The following is a 12,876-nucleotide window of genomic DNA, read 5'->3' as shown; positions in this document are numbered from 1 at the left end:
TCCTACTCGTCGAGATCGTCGATGAAGCCGGCCTTGCGCGCCAAGGCGACGCGCGAGGCCAGGAGCTTCGGGAAGAAGGTGGTCAGGAACCGGGTGCCCACATCGGAGAAGATCCGCTGGAACGCGCTCTCCGAGGCCTCCGGGGCCACCAGGCGGGACAATGCCGCCGCGCCGGCCGCCAGGCGCTGCTTCCGCTCCCGGTCCTGGGTTTCGACGATATCGCCCATGCTGCGGACGGACTGCCAAGCGCCGAAATCATCTTCGGCCCCCATGTCCCCCGGATCGTCGTCGAATGGCGGGAGGTCATCGTCGGCATCGTCGGCGCTGATGAACTGGCTCTGGAGAACCGGCGGCGCCGGGGGTGGCCCCGCCCGCGCGGGCGGTTCATCGAACGGGATATCGTCATCGTCGAAGGCGCTCATGCGACCGTGCTCCTGATGAGCTCTGCCAGCAGCACCACCGCCGACACCGCGACAGTGAAGACAGCGAGGCCGATATTGAACCGGCTGTAGGGGGTCGAAGCGTTCCGGCCGCGGCGACGGACCATCACAGGCCTCCCGTCTCGAGAGCGAGCAGTCCTGCCACCACGGCCGTCAGCCGGGCGCGCTGCTCGGTATCGACCTGCCGCAGCTTCATGTTCATCGCCCGAAGGCGCGTGAGCTCGATCAGCAGGCCACGCTCCGCCTGTCCGGCCAATCCGGCCGACCAGGCGTCATAGGCGGTTCCGCCGCCGTATTGCTCGATCAGCTTGTCCAGCGCCTCGAGCATCGAAAGATCGTCACCGAAGTTGCCCGAATTGAAGTCGGTGCCCCCGTGGGAGCCCTTCGAGGATGCGGCGGCGACCGCCGCCAGCGAGGCCAGCGCCGGCGACCGCAGGCTCTCCACCCGGCGGGCCTGCTGCATCATGACTTCGCCCTCAACGCTCTTCAGGCGACTGTCGGGCTTGGCCGGCGGCAGGCCCGCCATGTGGGCCATGACGATGCTCTTGGCGCTGTCGTCCGCCGTGGTGTCGAACAGCACCGCCGCATCGGCGCGCGAGACGTTGTTCAGGCGGAGCTTCACCGCGTCCGGCAAGGGCTTGGCCGAGCCGGGAGACACGTCCAGGCCGGCCGTCCAGGACAGGGCGGTCTCGGACCTCACCTGCAGCGCCGCGTTGACGCCGTTCATCATGCTGATCGTCTTGCAGGCGTTGACGCCCTGCCCCGTGCCGATGCCGTACTCTTCCTGCGCCTTCACGACACGCTGATTGCGATCCTCCTGCATCAGCGTGGCGGCCAGCGCCTGGTTGACCCCGACCTTGTTCGTGTTCACGCGCTGCCCGCTGGTGTCCACCTGCTTGGTGAAGACCTTCACGGCCGAGGTGTACATCTCGTTGGAGAGCGCGAGGCTTTCGGAGACGGCCGTCTGCAGGCCCTGCACGAGGCCCACGAGCGCGCCCTGCGTCGCGATGTGCTGCTGCCGCCAAACCGGATCGACGACGAAGCAGGTCTGGGCCTGCGCGACGGCGCTCGAGACCAGCACCGCGGCCGCGGCAGCTCCGCAGAGGATGAAGGAGCGAAGAGAAGCGCTCATCGGGCACCCCCCGCCGCCGGTGCCACGGCGGGCTCGACGATCGCCGGTCCCATCGCCGCCTTGATGCGCGCCAGCAGGTAGGCCGCTGTCACGGCCTCCTGGCGGACGCCCGACTTGAGGTTGAAGGCCAGCGTCACGAGGTTGGCCGCCTCCACGCGGATCGCGTCCTGCAGGACGCCCCGCTCCGGTTGGTCCGCCATCTTGGCCGACCACGCCTCGCCGCCATCGGAGGCCAACCAGTGGGCGTTCATCGCCCGCAGCTTCTCGACTGGCCCGCCCGTGGCGTAGTCGCTGGCGATCGAGGCCATGACGAAGGCGGCCGTGGATTTCAGGGCGTCGCGCCCCGCCTTGTCCACCTTGCGCGCATCGCTGCCGGCGCCGGCGGCCTTCTCCTCGAGATCCGGCGGTCCCATGACGAAACTGATGTACTGCGCCGCCTTCGTGGTGTCCCCCGCGAACAGGGAGTTGGCGTCGAACGGGCCCGACGCGCCGACGCCGCTCGCCCAGGCGCTCTGCGACCCGTAGGCGCCCGGTTTCCAGGAGACGGTCTGCAGGATCTGCGCGCGAGCCTGCGGCGCTGCCTTCACCGCCGCATAAAATGACGATGCCTTGGTGCCGACCGCGCAGGCGCCGTAGCCCGTTGCCTTATAGCGGTTCTGGGCGGCAGCGATCTCCTGGTTCCGGGCGGAGGTGGTGATGGCGCCTGCGGCCGCCTCGCCGGCCTTCTGCTCCATGAGCACGGTCTGATCGGTCGATGCCGATTCCTGCTTCGTCATGACCTTCAACGCGGACAGCAGCCGCGCCCGGTTGCTCTGATCGAGCGCGAGCATCGCGGCCTGCGCCGACTCGATCTGACCGCTGACGACACCCTGCAGCGCGATCGTCTGGGCGTTGACGCGCCATTCGACCCCGGCGCACGTCTGCGCCGCCGCCGGCATCGTGCCCAGCACGAGCAATGCGAAGCCCCCGATGACACCGCCTATTGCCGCTGCGCGCATAGCTACTCCTCATCTCCGCCCACGGCGCCCGCCACCACCGAATAGAAAGCCCCGCGCGCCGCCGTCATGAACGCGGCCTGGCGCCGGGCCTGGAGCCGATCTCCGGCCTCCGCGCCGTTGCGCGCCTGCGCCTTGACGGTCGGCAATGGCGCAACGGTGTCGATGTAATCTCCGGCCGTCATCGCCTCCTCCGGCCCGAGGTCGCGGCGGAGCATGAAAGGGGCCGCATCGGTGTCGCCCGCCGGCATTCCGCTGGCCGCGGCCGAGCCGGAGCACCAACCGAGCGTCTGGCGCTCTTCCTTCGTGCAATAGAATGTCCGGCGCGCCTCGAGGAGGCTGACCGCCCGGGCCGACGCATCACCGCCCGAGGTGAGCCACGTCTGATCGGCGGCCGCGACGGCCTGGGCGACCTTGGCGCTGGACTTCTCGGCAATGGCGTTGGACTGCATGCCGAACTTGGAGGCGCAGACCCCGTAGCCCTGGGCCGTGCTCGCGCCATAGGCAGTCTTGGCCTGGACGGCGCGGGCGTTCACGCCATGCTGCCCCAGGACGGCGGCAAGGGCCTGCCGGCTCTGGCTCTCCATCGTCCGGTTGGTGTCCGGCGTGGCGTCCACCTGTTTCGTCGAGACCTTGACCGCTGAAACCAGCAGCTCGGTGGAGAGCTGCCAGGCGGTGAGGCCAGCCTGCGCCGAGGCCGGAGCGGCCTGCAGGAGCACGATGAACGCCGCAAAACAGAACCGAGACTGGAAGCGCATGCGTTCACCTCACAATGAAGGGCTGTCACCATCACTGATCGCAGGGGACCGGCCGCCGGAGACGAACCGGCGAATGGCGGCGTGTTCGCGCGGATTGTTGCGCCGGAGGAAGGCCAGGGCCTCTGCGTGGTAGTCGCTTCCGTCCTCCGCCTGCTGCACCACATGCAGCCAGGCGTCGCCATCCGTCTCGAAGGGCCCGTCGAGGCGCTGCATCTGCCAATGACCGTCTTCCGACCCCGGGCATTCCGCGATCACCCAGCCTTCGCCCGAGGCCTGCGTGTTATCGAACATGGCCCCTCCCCTACTTGCCGAACAGGAGAGCGCCGAAGTCGGACAAGATCTCCTGCACCGTGGTGGCGGCCGAGCCCGAAGACGTGGTCGTGGTCGTGTCTGTGGACGAGGATGATGTGGTGGTAGGCGAGGTCGTGGTCGTGGAAGACGCTGTGGTGGTGGTCGAGCTGGTGGACGAGGAACCGAAGATGCTGCCGTAGTTCGTGGTGCTCGAGCTGGTGAGGTTATACTGGCCCGCGCCGCACGTGCTTGAGACCTTGATCGTCCCGCCGTTGCCGAGGATGGACCTCAGCGACGCGGAAAGGTTGCTCGAAAAGCAGGTCGAAGACGAGTTGAGCTGCGATATCAGGCTGTTCAGCTGCTGGTTGAGCACCTGGCAGACCTGCTGTTTCGCCGCGTTGAGCACGCTCGAGATGATGCTGTCCACGCCGCCGGTCAGAAGACCCGCCGTGTCCGGAATGAACCGCGAGAGGTCGAAGGACTGCAGAAGGTTGCTCGAGATGCAGCTGTTGGCGCCCGAGAAGAAATCCCCGGGGTTGACCTTCGCCGCGTCGATCATCTGGACCTGCCGCTGCACTGCCGCATCCGCGGCCTGTGTCACGAGGCAGTTCTCGTCGCTGGTGGTATCGGCCCTCGCCGCCGGCGCAAACAGCACCGCGACCATGAGCACAAGGCTGGCAATACCGGAGATGATCTTCACAGCAGGGCCTCCGTCTGACCGTCACGAACCGCCTTCAGGACATCGCCCGTTGCGGCGAGCACGCGCGGATCGAACAGGCCGACAATGTCGAGGGCGCGCCGCGCGGCGGCCTCATCACTCTCGGCTCCGGCCCGCACCACGCGCCGGAGCGGCATGACGAGATGGTCGTAAACCGCGGAGGTCTCGACCTCCCGCGCGCCAACGCCCGATGTGTCCTCGTCCTGCGGTCCGTAGCCGGTGCTGCCATCCATCGCTCACGCGCTCCTCACACCACCGACCCTGATCTGACGCCGGCCTGCGAGCGCGCCGCCGCAAATCACCACGTCAGGGAGATCAGTCTCGATGAGTGATGATAAACCACGATCTGCGATGGATTTCCATACTGAGAGATCGTTTCGACGGGGAAACGCGAGGACCAGCCGCTCCCGCGACCCGTCGTAGCGCAGCTCGGCGTGCCCTGACGGGCCATCCGAGATAGCCGCGCGCTGGAGGTCGTCTAGATCGGGGGCAGAGCTGACAACGTCCACGAAGCGGCGCACGAGCTCGGCCGCGCGATCGCGGGCCTGCGCGTCAAGATCGAGCTGCTGCTTGGCCTCCTCGCCCTCGATCTTGCTCATCGCGGCTTTGAGGGCCTTGCGAATGCAGAACACCGAATAGTGCGGCTGGGCCCGCGTGCTGCGGATCATGGAGATCAGCAGCCCCTTCGGCTGGTTGCCCTGCAGCAGCGCATAGATGGCATGGGCCAGCAGGGCGCGGCCGAACCGTTCGATGCCGTGCCGCACAAGCGCACGGGATATGCCGGGACCGCTCTCGCTGGCGGGGAAAGCCCGCAGCATGGCAACCTCAAGATCGCCCATGGTCCATTCTGCGGACGGGTCGAGGCCCAGCAGCAGGGCTCGGATTTCCGCGGCCCGCGGCAGGAACGCCTGCACGTCGGGACGGGAGATCTCCGCGATCAGATCGCCGATCGCGGCATCCGAAATTTCGTCGTCGGAGCCCTTAGAGTCTAAGTATTTCAAATTATTTATATAATTAGGACTCTTACTAGAGGCGTCTGACCCTCCGGAAAGCTGGCGGGTGGATGCCGAAATATCGGCGGGGACAGGCTCTTCTACGAGCGCGATTTCGCCCCCCAGAACCGACGCCGGGCGCGCTTCAAAGCCGACGAGCTGCGCACAAGGGGTGATGTCGATCGTTGTGCGGGCGCCGTCGTCGCGCACCACGAGGCCCGCCGCGCGCAGAGCGCTGATCGAGGCTCGCACCGTGGAATGGCTGCGGCCGAGCAGGCGGCCGAGCTCGTCCACCGTCACATCCACGATGATCCGCTGGGCCGCCTCCATGAGGCGTGCAGCACCGGCCACCTGGAACAGCGTGAGCCGGTCCAGGCCGGTAACGCCGGGCCACGCAGCGATGCGCGCGAACAGCTCGCCGCGCTCGCTGTAGGTCAAAAAACGGGACATTGGCTCCTCCGGTGTGGAGGAGACGCAAGGAGGGGAAGGCTGTCCTAGACGCCCAGATCGGGCGCCGAAACCCACTTGCAAGCAGGCAAAAGCCGGGTATTATCTGAGAGCATTAGTTCTCAGATCGCTAGCCGTGGTGGGTCGGCGCTTCTGGATTGAAAGGCTCGGGGCGGCAACCCCGGGCCTTTCCTCGTTTTAGATCACCCGTCGCTCATCGCATCTCCGGTATGAAAAATGGCTGGTCCGCCCGAGGGCAATCCGCCCCTGCAGAGCGCGCGAATCAGCGCTCCGCACGCGGAATGATTGGGCAGCATGAGCAGATTCGCGGCGGGCGGCAAATGCCACGCCACAAGTATCGGAATTTGCTGAATAATTCGCCATTTCTACACCCCCGCCATGGCTGGGCTATGGGTATTGGGTGCAGGCGAATCGGAGATGCCGTTCTCCAGCTGGAGGGCCACGTCCTTCTTCACTTCCGAGGCGACCGCCTGGGCCTCCTCGAACAGGGCGCGCATGGGCCCGTGGAGGGTGAAGCCTTTCTCGTGCTTTTCGGCGTGCGCGACGAGCTGTTCCCAGCTGGCATCATCGTCAAGATGACCGGCGATCACGCCGGCCGGAACCTTCATGGTGCCCAACTTGACCCGCCAGTTGATGTCAGTGCCGGAGACGGGCAGATCGCCCTTGCCGTGGGTCAACACCAAAATGTCCCCCGTGTTGGAGGGCAGGAGAACCGCCCCCTGGCGGTCGGCTGCGACGCCCTTGGAGAGGCGCGACAGGCGCTTCTGGTCAAACCCGCCGACCTCAATGCCGCCGTGGGAGGCTTCCGTGAGCCGGACCACGGGTTCGCCGGGGCCATCGAAGGGGTTTGGTCCGACCGAGATGGCTGCCGGCACCTTGGCGGCGCGCGTGATGCCCTCCGCCAGCCGCTTCGCCCACGTCTCGAATGCTGGGCCGGCGGCTAGCCTCTGGAGGGCGGCGGTCAAGCGGGAGCGTTCGCGGTCGGGCTCCTCATAGAAGGCGATCCGGCCCAGAGCCTGGATCATCTCCCGGCGCGGCTCCGCCGCGCTCGCGGCGTAGCGCGCCTGAGCCGCGCGGAACGTCTGCGAATAGGCGGCCCCGTAACGCTCTTCCTGCTTCGCCGCCTGCTCGCCCTGCCGGCCGGCGTTCGCCATGGCCTCGGCGTAGTCCACCGTCGCATTGAACAGGTCCATGACGCCACGGAGCACGACCCGATCGTTCGGGGCCGCCACCGTGCGCTCTGAAATGGCCTGATCCAGCTGCTTCATCAGCTTAGGCAGCTTGTTGTTTTTCAGGAGCACGGCGTGGCGCAGCTCGCCATCCTCCGCGGTGTAGATGATCTTCTCGCCGAGGCGCTGCTGCACCGACATGGAGACGGCCGCGAAAATATTGCCCTCGAGCGTGTAGCGCTTGCGGGTGACTTCGCCGGGCAGGGTCCGATCGAAGAAGGTCTTTGCCGTGGACCGCGTGATCTCGTGCAGCTTCGTCGGGTCCTTGAGGACCATGTCCATGAGGTTGCCGAGCTGGCGGCCATGCTCCTCGTCCATGCCTTCGCGCAACGCGGCCAGCACCTCGAGGCCATTCTGGATCGCCCGCGGCGGAAGCTTGTTCTCCACCGGCTCCCCATCCTCGGCCGCCTGCTTTGCCCGCTTGGCGGCCTCTTCGGCGGCGAACCGCTCGCCGCCGAATATGGCGGCAAGGGAGATCGTCAGGGTCGATTGCTCTCCAGGTACGGCGAAATCGACTTCCCACTGCCCAAGGGCGAGCGGGTTTTCCTCCGCGAACCGCACGGTCCGGATGACGGCGGGAACGAGCGCCGCATCCGCCTCGTGGGTCTCCCCCAGCTCGAATAGAACGCGGTGTCCCGGACCGCAGACAACACGTCCGGATTGAGCCCGACCAGCGAGCCGGGCTCGAGGTTGGGGACGATGCGGGCGAGGAAATGCGCCCGATCGACCGCGTCGAAGATCCCCTTCTCCATGTTGTTGGGGCGGGGGGTGCTTTCACGGCGTCGCAGCACGTCGTGCGCCACGGCACTCGGGATGATCTCGAGGCCCAGGGAGCCCATGCCCGCGTCGCGGTTGAGCACCCTGTCGAAAAGGCCGGCACGGAAATCCACGCCGTTCTGGACGAGATCGTCCAGCTCGGAAAACCGCTCGGCGAGGCCGATGTAATGGCCGTCGTCGGTCCACCTCTCCCGCGTCGCAGCCACGGCTTCCTCGACGCGGTCCCAGCGGACCGGGCGCACCTTCTCCGTGTAGGAGATTTCATTGAGCGTGAGAGGCTTGCGGAACGTCTGCTCGGCCGACATATCGCCGGCGATGAGCATCCGGTTTTCCTTCACCCGCGCGCCCCACTCGTAACGGGACAGGCGAAGGGGGTTCTCGCCGTTGGCCTCGAGATCGGCGACGAGCAGACGGAAGGAGCTTTCCACCTCCGCGAGGATCTGCGTCTGCTGGGCAGACGGCAGGATGATGAGCCGCCCCATGAACTTGCGGGCGATGCCCTCGGGTTCCGTCTCACGAATATCGATGCCGAACCGCTCGGCGAGCGCCGGAGCGTTGGATAGAAACGCGTGAACCACCTTGTCGCCGATGGCGTTGAGCAGGTCCGGGGCGTTGTCGATGTTGGTGGCGTTCTCGCGGGTGGCCCGCGACGCCGAGCTGAGGGACCGGTTCTTGCGATTGTACATCGCCGCCAGCCGGTCGGATGCGGCGAAACCCGGCATCGGGATCGTATAGCGGCCGGGCTGGACCTGGCCGGTCCGATGGATGCGGCCGTCGATCTGCCGCTCATGGGTGATGTCACCCTGCAGCTGCAGCTTAATCATGTTGCGCTGGCGCAGGTCAGGTCCGTTGCGCGGGCTCGCCTGCATCGAGATGCCGGACGATGCCGAGCGGTTCATCACCAGCACGTCCACATCACCGTTGTTGAACGCGCGCACGATCTCCTGCATGGGCGGCTTGTCGCGGGGCGAAACCTCGTACCCGCCGTCCGCTGTGGCGCTCACCTCGTAGCGCCGCCGCGTGAGCTCGCCCACGGACAGCTCGTAGCGGGCAAGCCGCTCTCGGATGAGGTCGATACCGCTTGTGGTGAGGTCCCCCAGCCCCGCGTCGCGCACGCGTTCCCGGAAATCCTCGAACCAGGGCTCGAGCTCCCTGACGCGGATCTTCTGCACCTCGCCGAAGCCGTTGCGCGAAGAGATCCAGAGCATGCTGCCGGCGGTGCGGGCCAGCAGGTCCCCGAGGTCGGGGAGCCGAGTGACCTTGCCCTTATCGAGCGCTGCGTTTTCGGGGGCCTCGTCGTCCTCGTCCGTGTCGCCTTCATCGCCGGCGAGCAGATACTCGACCATGCTGTCGCCGACGTTCTCCACCACCAGGATGGGCTTCTGGCCGCTGGCGATGGAACCGAGCGTCAGCTCTTCCGCGAACTGCGCCTGGAAGGCGAACATCATGTACTGCGAGATCGTGTGGAAGCGGGTCGCCGGCGACATGGATGTCACCTGGACCTGCGAGGTCTCGGGCTTCTGGCCACCGTTCGCCCGCTCCTCCTCGCTCTTGAGCAGCTTCTCGAGGGCGGACGCCTTGCTCTTCACCTCGCCGCTCTTTTCCATCATCTCGCCGAGGAATTCGCTGACGATGTCCATCTTCTCGCGCAGGTGCTCGTATTTCTCCGGATTGAGATCGACGAGGTTGACGAACTCGCGCACGACGCCGGCCTGGTCCATCTCGCGACTGACCATCGTGCCGGCGCGCGCCATTTCGTAGGCCAGGGCCTCCTGGATGGCGAGCGGCGAGCTCTCCACCAGTTCGAGCAGCTGGTCCGTGGTCATGCCCACGTTCGGCAGGATCGGGGCGTAGAGCTTGATGTTCTTGAGCGACTTGAGCGGCGTTGCCGACGAGTAGATCGGGGTCGCGCCAAGCCGCGACGCCGCTTCCACGATCTCCACCATGCGATGACCGCACTTGGACACGTCGCCGGCGGCGCGGTGCGCCTCGTCGATCAGGAGGATCGGGGGACGGTCGAACTGCTCCATCCACCGGATGACGGCTTCGGCCTTCCAGACGCCGCCGAGATGCGACAGCTGGCTGTAGGTACCGAGCAGCATGTTGCACGTCGCCGGGATCGTCTTCGTTTCCTGCGCCTTGCGCGCCGTCGCGGCGTCATAGCGGAACAGCACCGTGGGGGCGCCGTTCTTGTCGCGGCCCTCATAATCGAGCACCCGCGACTCCTTGCAATTGTTGAAAATGAAGGGGCGGATGTGCTTTGGCAGCTCCGCCGCCTTCAGGCCGGTCACGTCGCAGAGGTCGCGGCCGATCAGATCCTGGAACAGATCCGGGCGCTCGGTGAAGAACACCACCGGACGCTCCTGGATCAGGCCCATGGCGGCATGGCCCGCCAGGAACCGGCCCTTGCCGACACCCATGTTGTCGGAATTCAGGAAACCGGCGCCACGCTCGGATGCGGCGAACGACAGGGCGAACGCATCGATCTGCTCCGGGCTGAACCGCTGCTCCATCTGCGGCAACGTCATGCCGAGGCGATGGGAGACCATCTCATCGATGTCGCCGAAGCGGCGGCGCACGTCGGCCAACGCCGCCATGATCGGGCTCGAGAGCGACCGCTGAATGCGGGTGGAGGCCTCCCCGAGCTTGCTCATCGGCTCGTAGGGCAAAAGGAAGGGATCGTCGTCGATGACGAACTCCGCCACGGGAAGTGGGGCGGGCATGGTCCCAACCGTGCCATCTCCGGCCGCCACGACCGACGTAAAGCCAGCCAAGGGAACCGGCGCTTCCGGTTCGGCGGGGACGGGCTTCTCCGCGGGCTTCTCTTGCGAAGCTGCCGGCGCCGCCCGCCCTGGGCGGGGACCGCGAACCGCCGGCGCTCGCGGCGCGCCAGACCGGCGGGGCGGGGCGGCGCTCTGGCCAGCCTCTTCGTCTTCCGCCTCCTCATCGCCACCGGCCGGCGTATTCCCGGCTTCGGACGCGGGCTGGGGAACCTCGTTCAGACCGCCGGCAGGCTGGGCCGCAGGGTGCGCCACGGGAGGCGCCACCGGTGGGGCGACCGGAGAGGCCCCTGTGGCCGCTGCCGCCGCGCGTGCCGCGGCCGATGTGGCGGCCTTGTCTCGCTCGGCGCTCCACATCTGGAGCGCGGCCTGCAGCGCCTGGTCGCGCGTCCATCCCGTGTTCGACGGCCCCGGACTGGCATGGCGCGCCACAGAGCCGGTGTCGTCGCGCCTGAGCACGGCCCAGCCGCGGCGCGTCTCGTCCAGACGGGCCCGCGAGCCATCCGCCAGGGCGACCACTCGCGAGGCGACGAAGGCACCGAATGCCTCCGCCGCATCGGCCGGTTCCAGGGCATCCGCCCAATTCGGGCCGGAAGAGCCTCCATCGATCCCCATGAGCCGGCGCGGATCGCTGCTCGCCTGCGCGCCGGGGGTGTAGTCGGGGCGCCGCGCCCCCACGAGGGAGCGCATATTGGCGCCGGCAATGTCAGCCCATGCGTCGAGCTCATCCGTCGTGCGCAGGACGGGGATCTCGGCCGGGGAAGCCTCCACGGCTTCTTCGGCCGACAGCGGCACCGCCCGTTGCGGTCCCACGGCATAGAGCTGGACCGGGAAGGTTGTGCCCATCTTCCGGTAGAGATTGCCGTCGAGGACCGCTGCTCCGGCGATGTCATAGACCGACCGCAGCCAGGTATCGAACTCGCGGCGGGAGCCTTCCAGCTTGCCCTCGTTCACGAAGTCGCCGGCGATGACGATGAAGGCCCGGCCGTCTGCCTTGAGGTGCTGCAAGGCCTCGAAGGCGTAGTGATGATCGGGCCGGGACAGGCGCACCTTGCGGCCGTGCAGGTCCGTCGCCATGCGCTGCTTGTAGTCCGTGCCAAAGGGCGGGTTCATAATCAGCATGTCGAACTGCTGACCCTTGCCCACGCCGGCGGCGAACTCCTCGAATGAGGCGCCAATCACCTCGGCGCCGTTCCCCAGCGCGGTGCGGGCGCGAGCCGCGCGGCCGGGATCGATCTCCACGCCGGTGATCTTCGCCCCATGCGCCGCGAGGGCACTCGCCAGGACGCCATTGCCCACCATTGGCTCTAGCGCGGTCTCCCCGGGCATGGGGGAGAGAATGGAGGCTGCGGCGGACGCCACCGTCAGGGGCGTGGAATACTGGTCGAAGCGCAGCGTCTCCAGCCCCCGCCCCTCGCGGATGGGGAGACGGGCGTTAAGCCCGCTGGCCACGAGGCGCGGATTGTTGCCCTGTTCCAGCGACCGCTGCAGGTAGTATGCGCATTGCGCCTCCACGTGCTCATGCCAGTCGTTGAACGTCAGGCCGGGGGTCTCGCGCAGCTCGGCCGCCACCGTGTGCTCGTAAAGCTTTGCGAATGATGCGCGGTAGAACCGAACGTTCTCCTCGTACATCATGCGGGCCGCGCCCCGGGCGCACCCCGACAGCTCATCGGGCGTCGTCGCCCGGAAAAAGAAGTCGCGAATGTCACCCTGCCGGCGTCCCTCCGGCGAGATCTCCCACTCGCGGTAGACCTTGTTGGTCTTCAGGTGCAGGGCGATCCGGCCCAAGGTGGTCTCCACGACCCGCGCCCCATAACGCGACAAGCCGATTGGCGTGGGGTCGAAAAAGGCCTTGTGCATGCCGAGCGTGCGCGAGAATGCGAGCCGCTGCTCGATCAGCGCCTTTTCCGACACCGTGACCTTCTGCAGGCTCTTGGGATCGAGGCCGACCGCCTTCCAGAAGGTGCGGGTGTTGAACTTGTCGTGGGGCGCGTACAGCAGCAGCGTGCCCTTGGCCTTCCGCGTATCAACCCCCAGCCGGCGCAGCTGGGCGATCCCCAGCTTCTCCGCCACCTCTGACACGGCTTCCTCTCGGAAAGCCGAGGCCTCCGGCACGAACACGCACAGCGCGGGCGCGGGCAAATGCGAATAGCGCCCCGCGAGGAAAGTCGCGGCGACGCCGTGTTCCCGGAGGTTCGGGATCAGGACGGAGGCCATATGGGTAGTCCTTCTCGATCGGTTGGCCGGGGACCAAGATGCCGCCGAGACATGATGAGTGTCAATAAGTTGTGTTTTG

11 protein-coding genes are annotated in these 12,876 nt (G+C 67.1%); all 11 read right to left on the bottom strand.

Annotated features, from left to right (window positions below):
- Positions 1-2 precede the first annotated feature (2 nt).
- The 11 genes from EZH22_RS30780 to EZH22_RS30735 all read right to left on the bottom strand — a co-directional run bounded on the left by EZH22_RS30780 (position 3) and on the right by EZH22_RS30735 (position 12,797).
- Entirely contained in the window at positions 3-422 is a 420-nt protein-coding gene (locus EZH22_RS30780) for a hypothetical protein (protein WP_203196981.1), read from the bottom strand.
- Positions 419-547: a hypothetical protein gene (locus tag EZH22_RS32520; protein ID WP_269902924.1), complete on the bottom strand. Its 129-nt coding sequence runs from the start codon at positions 545-547 to the stop codon at positions 419-421. Before EZH22_RS32520 ends, EZH22_RS30780 begins: the two co-directional genes overlap by 4 nt.
- A complete protein-coding gene (locus EZH22_RS30775; protein WP_203196980.1) occupies positions 547-1,572 on the bottom strand; it encodes a hypothetical protein in 1,026 nt (341 codons plus the stop codon). The genes EZH22_RS32520 and EZH22_RS30775 overlap by 1 nt, the downstream gene beginning before the upstream one ends.
- A complete protein-coding gene (locus EZH22_RS30770; protein ID WP_203196979.1) occupies positions 1,569-2,570 on the bottom strand; it encodes a hypothetical protein in 1,002 nt (333 codons plus the stop codon). The genes EZH22_RS30775 and EZH22_RS30770 overlap by 4 nt, the downstream gene beginning before the upstream one ends.
- A gap of 2 nt (positions 2,571-2,572) precedes the next feature.
- Positions 2,573-3,325, bottom strand: a complete 753-nt coding sequence (locus EZH22_RS30765) for a hypothetical protein (protein WP_203196978.1) — start codon at positions 3,323-3,325, stop codon at positions 2,573-2,575.
- Between the two features lie 9 nt (positions 3,326-3,334).
- On the bottom strand, positions 3,335-3,616 hold the full coding sequence (locus tag EZH22_RS30760) for a hypothetical protein (protein WP_203196977.1): 282 nt from the start codon (positions 3,614-3,616) through the stop codon (positions 3,335-3,337).
- Positions 3,617-3,626: 10 nt separating this feature from the next.
- The gene (locus tag EZH22_RS30755) at positions 3,627-4,316 is read right to left on the bottom strand and encodes a hypothetical protein (protein ID WP_203196976.1); all 690 of its coding nucleotides are present in this window, start codon (positions 4,314-4,316) and stop codon (positions 3,627-3,629) included.
- Positions 4,313-4,567 carry a hypothetical protein gene (locus EZH22_RS30750; RefSeq protein ID WP_203196975.1) on the bottom strand — a complete coding sequence of 85 codons (255 nt, stop codon included), beginning with the start codon at positions 4,565-4,567 and terminating at the stop codon, positions 4,313-4,315. Before EZH22_RS30750 ends, EZH22_RS30755 begins: the two co-directional genes overlap by 4 nt.
- 3 nt (positions 4,568-4,570) lie before the next feature.
- Positions 4,571-5,776: a LexA family transcriptional regulator gene (locus EZH22_RS30745; RefSeq protein ID WP_203196974.1), complete on the bottom strand. Its 1,206-nt coding sequence runs from the start codon at positions 5,774-5,776 to the stop codon at positions 4,571-4,573.
- Between the two features lie 383 nt (positions 5,777-6,159).
- On the bottom strand, positions 6,160-7,584 hold the full coding sequence (locus EZH22_RS30740; RefSeq protein WP_203196973.1) for a hypothetical protein: 1,425 nt from the start codon (positions 7,582-7,584) through the stop codon (positions 6,160-6,162).
- The gene (locus tag EZH22_RS30735) at positions 7,503-12,797 is read right to left on the bottom strand and encodes a strawberry notch-like NTP hydrolase domain-containing protein (RefSeq protein ID WP_203196972.1); all 5,295 of its coding nucleotides are present in this window, start codon (positions 12,795-12,797) and stop codon (positions 7,503-7,505) included. Before EZH22_RS30735 ends, EZH22_RS30740 begins: the two co-directional genes overlap by 82 nt.
- Positions 12,798-12,876 lie beyond the last annotated feature (79 nt).

The organism is Xanthobacter dioxanivorans (assembly GCF_016807805.1).
Lineage (GTDB): Bacteria > Pseudomonadota > Alphaproteobacteria > Rhizobiales > Xanthobacteraceae > Xanthobacter > Xanthobacter dioxanivorans.
Note: the sequence above shows the minus strand (reverse complement) of the source record. Positions and strands in the feature narration are given on the sequence as shown.

Excerpts from the sequence above, each read along its gene's own strand:
- EZH22_RS30760 (WP_203196977.1), bottom strand. The coding sequence starts at position 3,616 with ATGTTCGATAACACGCAGGCCTCGGGCGAAGGCTGGGTGATCGCGGAA.
- EZH22_RS30780 (WP_203196981.1), bottom strand. The coding sequence starts at position 422 with ATGAGCGCCTTCGACGATGACGATATCCCGTTCGATGAACCGCCCGCG.
- EZH22_RS30770 (WP_203196979.1), bottom strand. The coding sequence starts at position 2,570 with ATGCGCGCAGCGGCAATAGGCGGTGTCATCGGGGGCTTCGCATTGCTC.
- EZH22_RS30750 (WP_203196975.1), bottom strand. The coding sequence starts at position 4,567 with ATGGATGGCAGCACCGGCTACGGACCGCAGGACGAGGACACATCGGGC.
- EZH22_RS32520 (WP_269902924.1), bottom strand. The coding sequence starts at position 547 with ATGGTCCGTCGCCGCGGCCGGAACGCTTCGACCCCCTACAGCCGGTTC.
- EZH22_RS30775 (WP_203196980.1), bottom strand. The coding sequence starts at position 1,572 with ATGAGCGCTTCTCTTCGCTCCTTCATCCTCTGCGGAGCTGCCGCGGCC.
- EZH22_RS30745 (WP_203196974.1), bottom strand. The coding sequence starts at position 5,776 with ATGTCCCGTTTTTTGACCTACAGCGAGCGCGGCGAGCTGTTCGCGCGC.
- EZH22_RS30735 (WP_203196972.1), bottom strand. The coding sequence starts at position 12,797 with ATGGCCTCCGTCCTGATCCCGAACCTCCGGGAACACGGCGTCGCCGCG.
- EZH22_RS30765 (WP_203196978.1), bottom strand. The coding sequence starts at position 3,325 with ATGCGCTTCCAGTCTCGGTTCTGTTTTGCGGCGTTCATCGTGCTCCTG.